7 protein-coding genes are annotated in these 6,000 nt (G+C 63.3%); 4 read left to right on the forward strand and 3 right to left on the reverse strand.

Annotated elements, in window-relative coordinates; genetic code table 11:
* Nucleotides 1-41: 41 nt before the first annotated feature.
* The 3 genes from JYK17_RS37130 to JYK17_RS37140 all read right to left on the reverse strand — a co-directional run bounded on the left by JYK17_RS37130 (nt 42) and on the right by JYK17_RS37140 (nt 1,943).
* Nucleotides 42-638: a hypothetical protein gene (locus tag JYK17_RS37130; RefSeq protein ID WP_222812116.1), complete on the reverse strand. Its 597-nt coding sequence runs from the start codon at nt 636-638 to the stop codon at nt 42-44.
* A gap of 107 nt (nt 639-745) precedes the next feature.
* On the reverse strand, nt 746-1,342 hold the full coding sequence (locus tag JYK17_RS41430) for a Pycsar system effector family protein (protein ID WP_479725629.1): 597 nt from the start codon (nt 1,340-1,342) through the stop codon (nt 746-748).
* Entirely contained in the window at nt 1,230-1,943 is a 714-nt protein-coding gene (locus tag JYK17_RS37140) for an adenylate/guanylate cyclase domain-containing protein (protein ID WP_222812118.1), read from the reverse strand. Before JYK17_RS37140 ends, JYK17_RS41430 begins: the two co-directional genes overlap by 113 nt.
* Before the next feature lie 430 nt (nt 1,944-2,373).
* Between JYK17_RS37140 and JYK17_RS37145 the strand changes: the two genes are divergently transcribed.
* From JYK17_RS37145 to JYK17_RS37160, 4 genes are all read left to right on the forward strand, one after another.
* Nucleotides 2,374-2,907: a hypothetical protein gene (locus JYK17_RS37145; RefSeq protein WP_234547832.1), complete on the forward strand. Its 534-nt coding sequence runs from the start codon at nt 2,374-2,376 to the stop codon at nt 2,905-2,907.
* Between the two features lie 245 nt (nt 2,908-3,152).
* Nucleotides 3,153-4,817 carry an energy-dependent translational throttle protein EttA gene (gene ettA / locus JYK17_RS37150; protein ID WP_108014747.1) on the forward strand — a complete coding sequence of 555 codons (1,665 nt, stop codon included), beginning with the start codon at nt 3,153-3,155 and terminating at the stop codon, nt 4,815-4,817.
* Nucleotides 4,818-4,823: 6 nt separating this feature from the next.
* Nucleotides 4,824-5,237 carry an acyl-CoA thioesterase gene (locus JYK17_RS37155; RefSeq protein ID WP_108014746.1) on the forward strand — a complete coding sequence of 138 codons (414 nt, stop codon included), beginning with the start codon at nt 4,824-4,826 and terminating at the stop codon, nt 5,235-5,237.
* A complete protein-coding gene (locus tag JYK17_RS37160) occupies nt 5,234-5,902 on the forward strand; it encodes a DUF8185 domain-containing protein (protein ID WP_108014745.1) in 669 nt (222 codons plus the stop codon). The genes JYK17_RS37155 and JYK17_RS37160 overlap by 4 nt, the downstream gene beginning before the upstream one ends.
* The last annotated feature ends 98 nt before the right edge of the window (nt 5,903-6,000 follow it).

The following is a 6,000-nucleotide window of genomic DNA, read 5'->3' on the forward strand; positions in this document are numbered from 1 at the left end:
GAATTCCCTAGCCTGGTGTAATGGAGCCGTGGATGTCGAGATCATGGAGTTGGGATCTGCTCCCAGGGGGGTGTCCAACCAACCTCGCGGCAAAGATCGGCTAGCGGCGTGTCGACCTTGGAGAACAAATCGTCAGTGTATAGATCACTGATACGCATACCCAGGAAGTGCTTGGCGTTGATAGCGGTATCCGGATACCCCATATCTCGGCGCGCAGATAGTACAAATTCAGCATAGAGTTTCATCAAAACGATAGGAGGCGTGTTATCCGCATAAGTCGTCTGCATGAAATGATGGAACGCCTTAACTGCTTCATCTGAGCCGAAGATGGTAACCCATGCCGAGAATTCCGAAATTCGACTCTTGAACTCATCCTCCGCCATTGGGCGCTGATCCAGAATATCCTTGAGGAGGTTGATCATAGGTTTGTATACTTCGTACTTTTTTTCTGAGATCCTAGCCTCAAGATCTCTAAGATGTTGAGCGTCTATATCCGACTTCTTTGCGCTCTTCGCTGAGCGGGCGGCAATAACGGCAGCTATGATGGCCGCCAATGCCGGAATAGCTGCGACTGCTAGCGAAATTCGCCAGTCAGCACTCTTCCCCTGCGCTGCAGCCGCTAGATGGTTGTGGATCAATTCTCTGGCCTCCTCTTCTTGGCACGTACCACCAAATCTGGCGCTAGCTGGGGTGGGTCAAGGTTTCGACCACGACAGTCTCACCCCCACTGGCCGCCTACTTCTCGTCATACGCCGAAGATTCCGGCCAGTGCGACCAAAAGGGCACCAAAAACGGCAAACGCGAAGGACTTCTTCACTCTCTCGTGCTTATTCCAAGCGATGTCGCTCATCACTACCAGTTGCCTGGCCAGCACAGGGAGAGGGTCCCGCTCGCGCAGTGCCATCTCCAAGTCGGCAGGATTCCAATGGCGAAGGTGCCCGAAGAAAATGAAGTTGTCGTGACTCTCCGAAGAGGCCTTCCCCTTGCGCAAGTTAGGGGAAACGACGGAAATGGCGAACAGGGCGCTAATGGTTAGCGCTGTCACCCCAAGGTAGAAGACCCACAATGCGCATCCATCGATTCTTCCGAGTCTTCGCCCATTTCCTGAGAGTGCAGTGATAGCTACGAGAATAGCGGACTCTACGGTTAGAGCGAATGATGCCTTTGTGTCGACTTTCCCAGTCCAGTCCACAAGGGTGGAATGGATTTTCCATGCCGTGTCTTCGGGGTTAGTCGACGACCCAGCCCCAGGAGGAACGATAGACCTTGAGTTGCTCGCCGCCGACTTCGCGCGTCTCCTCACTCCACATGCCCTTTCCGTTGCTGCTGGTCTTCCCGTCATTAGCCATCTTCTTGTAAACGTCCTCGGTCACGTAGGTCCGATAAGGGGGACGCTTAACGTCACTCAGCTTTGCTGCGACATTTGGTGCACGCCCAATGGAGATGAGGTCGTTGTTGTCTCGGACGCCAGCGCGTGCGAGAAACGCCTTCCCTGACGCGATGCCGGTACCATGGCTCAAGACGAAATCATTTTCGGCGAGTTGAGGGAACCTTTTTTCGAGTACGGGTCGCGCACAGTTGTCTACAGCCCACTTAATCTTGAGGGCGGAAATGGCGGCACGGGTACGCGCGCGCTCGCCGATATAAATAGCCATAACTCGATCGCCGTCGAAGCTACGAATATGGCCATCATGGTTCCTGATCACGCGAACAGCGCAATTAAGGAAGGCTCGAACCACCTTGGCAGCTACGGTCGGGTGAAATTCCCTCGCAAGGCGGGTGGAATCCCGCATGTCCGAATAAAGATAAACGGCTTCTAGATTTACTGCCCCATCGCGCAAGACAATGTCTTTCGTCTCTGGGACCGTTCGCCCGTCGCGTTGCTTCCACGTGTGCCCCACGACCTCAGTCAATGCATCGTCAATTTCACTCTTCAGGCCCATAGCTGCCCCTGTTCCCCGGTCGGCACGTGGTCATCGTTGAGGGGTATACCAGTAGAAGAGGGCATCTGTGCGGCAAGTGTGGAATCAGTACACAAGTGTGACGTTCGGGCGATGTGGTCGGTCTGGAACGTTCAACCGAAGGATTTCAGCCCGTGGGGATGCCCGGCAGTCCCGGGGTGGTCGACTCGTCAGTAGCCGTGGACGGTTCCGGGGCGCATCCCGTGGAAGTGAAGAAGCGGCGGCTCAGACATGGCGTGGCCGGATCGCACCCTTGTGTGCCCTTCGTGTACGTGTCACACAGTTCAGAGGCGGGGCGATCGGCGGAGGGGGACGCTGCATGTCCGTGTCGAGTGGCAATCCATCCGCGCCGTCAGGTTGGGCGATCCAGCGGTTCGGGCAGCAGGCCGGCCCACTCGCTGGGGCCCTTCCGGTGCAGCTGGCCAAGGCGCACGCGAAGGCTCACGCCACGCACCTCACCGCCGGACTGAAGAAGCGAAGTCCCTACGGCCTCACGCTTGCGCAGGCCGTGCGCGAGAACCTGGCTGACATGGCGCGGGAGCTCGGTGAGTCCGTGCGTGATGTACGCGGATACGAGTACGCGGTAATCAACGAGCACGCCCTCTTCCCCTATAGATACGCAGACCGGCCGAGGGCGCTCGATCGTGCCCGGCTGCCCTCGAATGCTTCCCCTACGCGGCGGCGACTGTTCCGGGCGCACGGACCGCAGTCCCCAGAGAGACTGTTCGAGCTCGACGACGACCTCACGACGGATGAGTACGTCGAGCTGCACGAGGCGTTCGAGGAACTCGGAGCTTCCACGAAGCTCGTGTGCGTGTTCTTCACGGCCGACGTAGAGGACGGTATCCACGTCATCCACTGGGGAGAGGCCCACCTCGAACCCGACCGCACGTTCACGTGGCCGCACAGCGAACAGCTCCCCGTCGCTCCCGTACCTCTGGAGTGATCGCAGCGCCGTCGCTGCCTGCCCGTGCGCGGACGCGAGGCTGTTCTCTGGGCCGTCCCTGGGCCGTCCGACGCCCCCCAAGGCCACTCGACGACGACCGACAGTGACAGTTGAGCCGCAGCCGCCAGCCACGAAACCCCAGGTCACAGCCCCCCGGCCATATGGGTTACCACCCAAGGCTGGACCTCAGGCAAGATGGGGTGTATCTGCCCACTGCCAGATTTCAAGTTGCCGGACGGTTTCTCTTGGCTGAGTTCATTTACACCATGCGCAAGGCGCGCAAAGCGCACGGCGACAAGGTGATCCTCGACGACGTCACCCTGAGCTTCCTGCCGGGGGCGAAGATCGGCGTCGTCGGTCCGAACGGTGCCGGTAAGTCGACCGTGCTGAAGATCATGGCGGGGCTGGAGCAGCCCTCCAACGGTGACGCCTTCCTCTCGCCCGGCTACAGCGTCGGCATCCTCCTGCAGGAGCCCCCGCTCAACGAGGAGAAGAACGTCCTCGAGAACGTCCAGGAGGGCGTCGCCGAGGTCAAGGGCAAGCTCGACCGGTTCAACGAGATCGCCGAGCTGATGGCCACCGACTACAGCGACGCGCTGCTCGAGGAGATGGGCAAGCTTCAGGAAGAGCTCGACCACGCAAACGCGTGGGATCTGGACGCTCAGCTGGAGCAGGCCATGGACGCGCTGGGCTGCCCGCCCGGCGACTGGCCCGTCACCACCCTCTCCGGTGGCGAGCGGCGCCGCGTCGCGCTGTGCAAGCTGCTGCTCGAGGCGCCCGACCTGCTGCTGCTCGACGAGCCCACCAACCACCTCGACGCCGAGTCGGTGAACTGGCTGGAGCAGCACCTCGCCAAGTACGAGGGCACCGTCGTGGCCGTGACCCACGACCGGTACTTCCTGGACAACGTCGCCGGCTGGATCTGCGAGGTCGACCGCGGCCGGCTGCACGGCTACGAGGGCAACTACTCCAAGTACCTGGAGACCAAGGCCACCCGCCTCAAGGTCGAGGGTGCGAAGGACGCCAAGCGGCAGAAGCGGCTCAAGGACGAGCTCGAGTGGGTGCGGTCCAACGCCAAGGGGCGGCAGGCCAAGTCCAAGGCGCGTCTGGCCCGTTACGAGGAGATGGCCGCCGAGGCCGACAAGATGCGGAAGCTGGACTTCGAGGAGATCCAGATCCCGCCGGGCCCGCGGCTCGGCAGCATCGTCGTCGAGGTCAACAACCTCAACAAGGCCTTCGGCGACAAGGTGCTCATCGAGGACCTGAGCTTCACGCTCCCGCGCAACGGCATCGTCGGCGTCATCGGCCCCAACGGCGCAGGCAAGACCACGCTGTTCAAGATGATCCAGGGCCTGGAGGAGCCGGACGCCGGCAGCATCAAGGTCGGCGACACCGTCAAGATCTCCTACGTCGACCAGTCCCGCGAGAACATCGACCCCAAGAAGACGCTGTGGGCCGTGGTCTCCGACGAACTCGACTACATCAACGTCGGCCAGGTCGAGATGCCGAGCCGGGCGTACGTGTCCGCCTTCGGCTTCAAGGGCCCCGACCAGCAGAAGCCGGCCGGTGTCCTGTCGGGCGGTGAGCGCAACCGCCTCAACCTCGCGCTCACCCTCAAGCAGGGCGGCAACCTGCTGCTCCTCGACGAACCGACCAACGACCTGGACGTGGAGACCCTCAGCAGCCTGGAGAACGCGCTGCTGGAGTTCCCCGGCTGCGCCGTCGTCGTCTCCCACGACCGCTGGTTCCTCGACCGGGTCGCCACGCACATCCTCGCCTACGAGGGTGACTCCAAGTGGTTCTGGTTCGAGGGCAACTTCGAGTCGTACGAGAAGAACAAGATCGAGCGGCTCGGCCCGGACGCGGCGCGTCCGCACCGTGCCACCTACAAGAAGCTGACCCGGGGCTGATCGAACTTGCGGCACATCTACCGCTGCCCGCTGCGCTGGGCGGACATGGACGCGTACGGCCACGTCAACAACGTGGTCTTCCTCCGCTACCTGGAGGAAGCCCGTATCGACTTCCTGTTCCGCCCGGACAAGGACTTCCAGCAGGGGTCGGTGGTGGCACGCCACGAGATCGACTACAAGCGCCAGCTCGTCCACCGTCACCACCCGGTGGACGTCGAGCTGTGGGTCACCCAGATCAGGGCGGCGTCCTTCACCATCGCCTACGAGGTGAAGGACGGTGACGAGGTCTACGTCCGGGCGTCGACGGTGATAGTGCCGTTCGACTTCGAGGCCCAACGCCCGCGCAGGATCACCGCGGAGGAGCGGGACTTCCTCGAGGAGTACCGCGACGACGACAAGGAGGAGGCCGTCGCCGCATGACGGTGCTCCACCTCGCCGACGAGGGGGAGGCGGCGGATCTCGCGGCCTTCCTCTCCCGGCTGATCCACTACGACCGTTCGGCCGCGGTACGGCTCCAGGCCGCCGGGACCGCGCTCGCCGTCTTCGGACGGCCGCCGTCCTTCGAGGTGCTGGCGATCCGCGCGGTGCGGCTGGCGAAGCCGTACGAGAAGGGCCTGGAGGTCACGCTGGACGTGACCGTCTCCGCCGGTGAACTCCTGGAGTCCGTCGACGAGTCGGCCGCCACCGCGGCCGTGCCGGAGGCGGTGACCGGGCCGCCGTGGGCGGGGGTGCTGCCGCCGCGGGGCGGCTGGCGTCCCGAGCCGGGTCTGCCGGCGCCGGATGCGCTGCGGGCGCTGATCAGTGCGGCGGTCGCCGAATTCCGGGCCCGTACGCAGGAGTTGGCGCCCGAGGGGCGTACGCGCGCCGAACTCGACCGCATCGGGCGGGAGATCTGGTCCCGGACGGTGGGGGACACGGGCCTTCCAGTGCGGGTCGCGCACGCGGCGCAGTCGCTGGGGTTTCTGCGGGCGGAGGGGCCGGTGGACCTGTTCTCGTCCGGGGCCTGGCTGCGGCTGCGTACGCCCTACGGCTCCGTCGCCGTACGGCGCGCCGGGCTCGGGGCGCTCGACGTCAGCGTTCGCTGAGCCGCGACGTCAGCGTGCGTTGAGCCGCGACGTCAGCGTGCGTTGAGCCGCGACGTCAGCGTGCGTTGAGCCGCGACGTCAGCGTGCCTTGAGCCGCG

This window comes from Streptomyces plumbidurans (genome assembly GCF_019857225.1).
Taxonomy (GTDB): Bacteria; Actinomycetota; Actinomycetes; order Streptomycetales; family Streptomycetaceae; genus Streptomyces; species Streptomyces plumbidurans.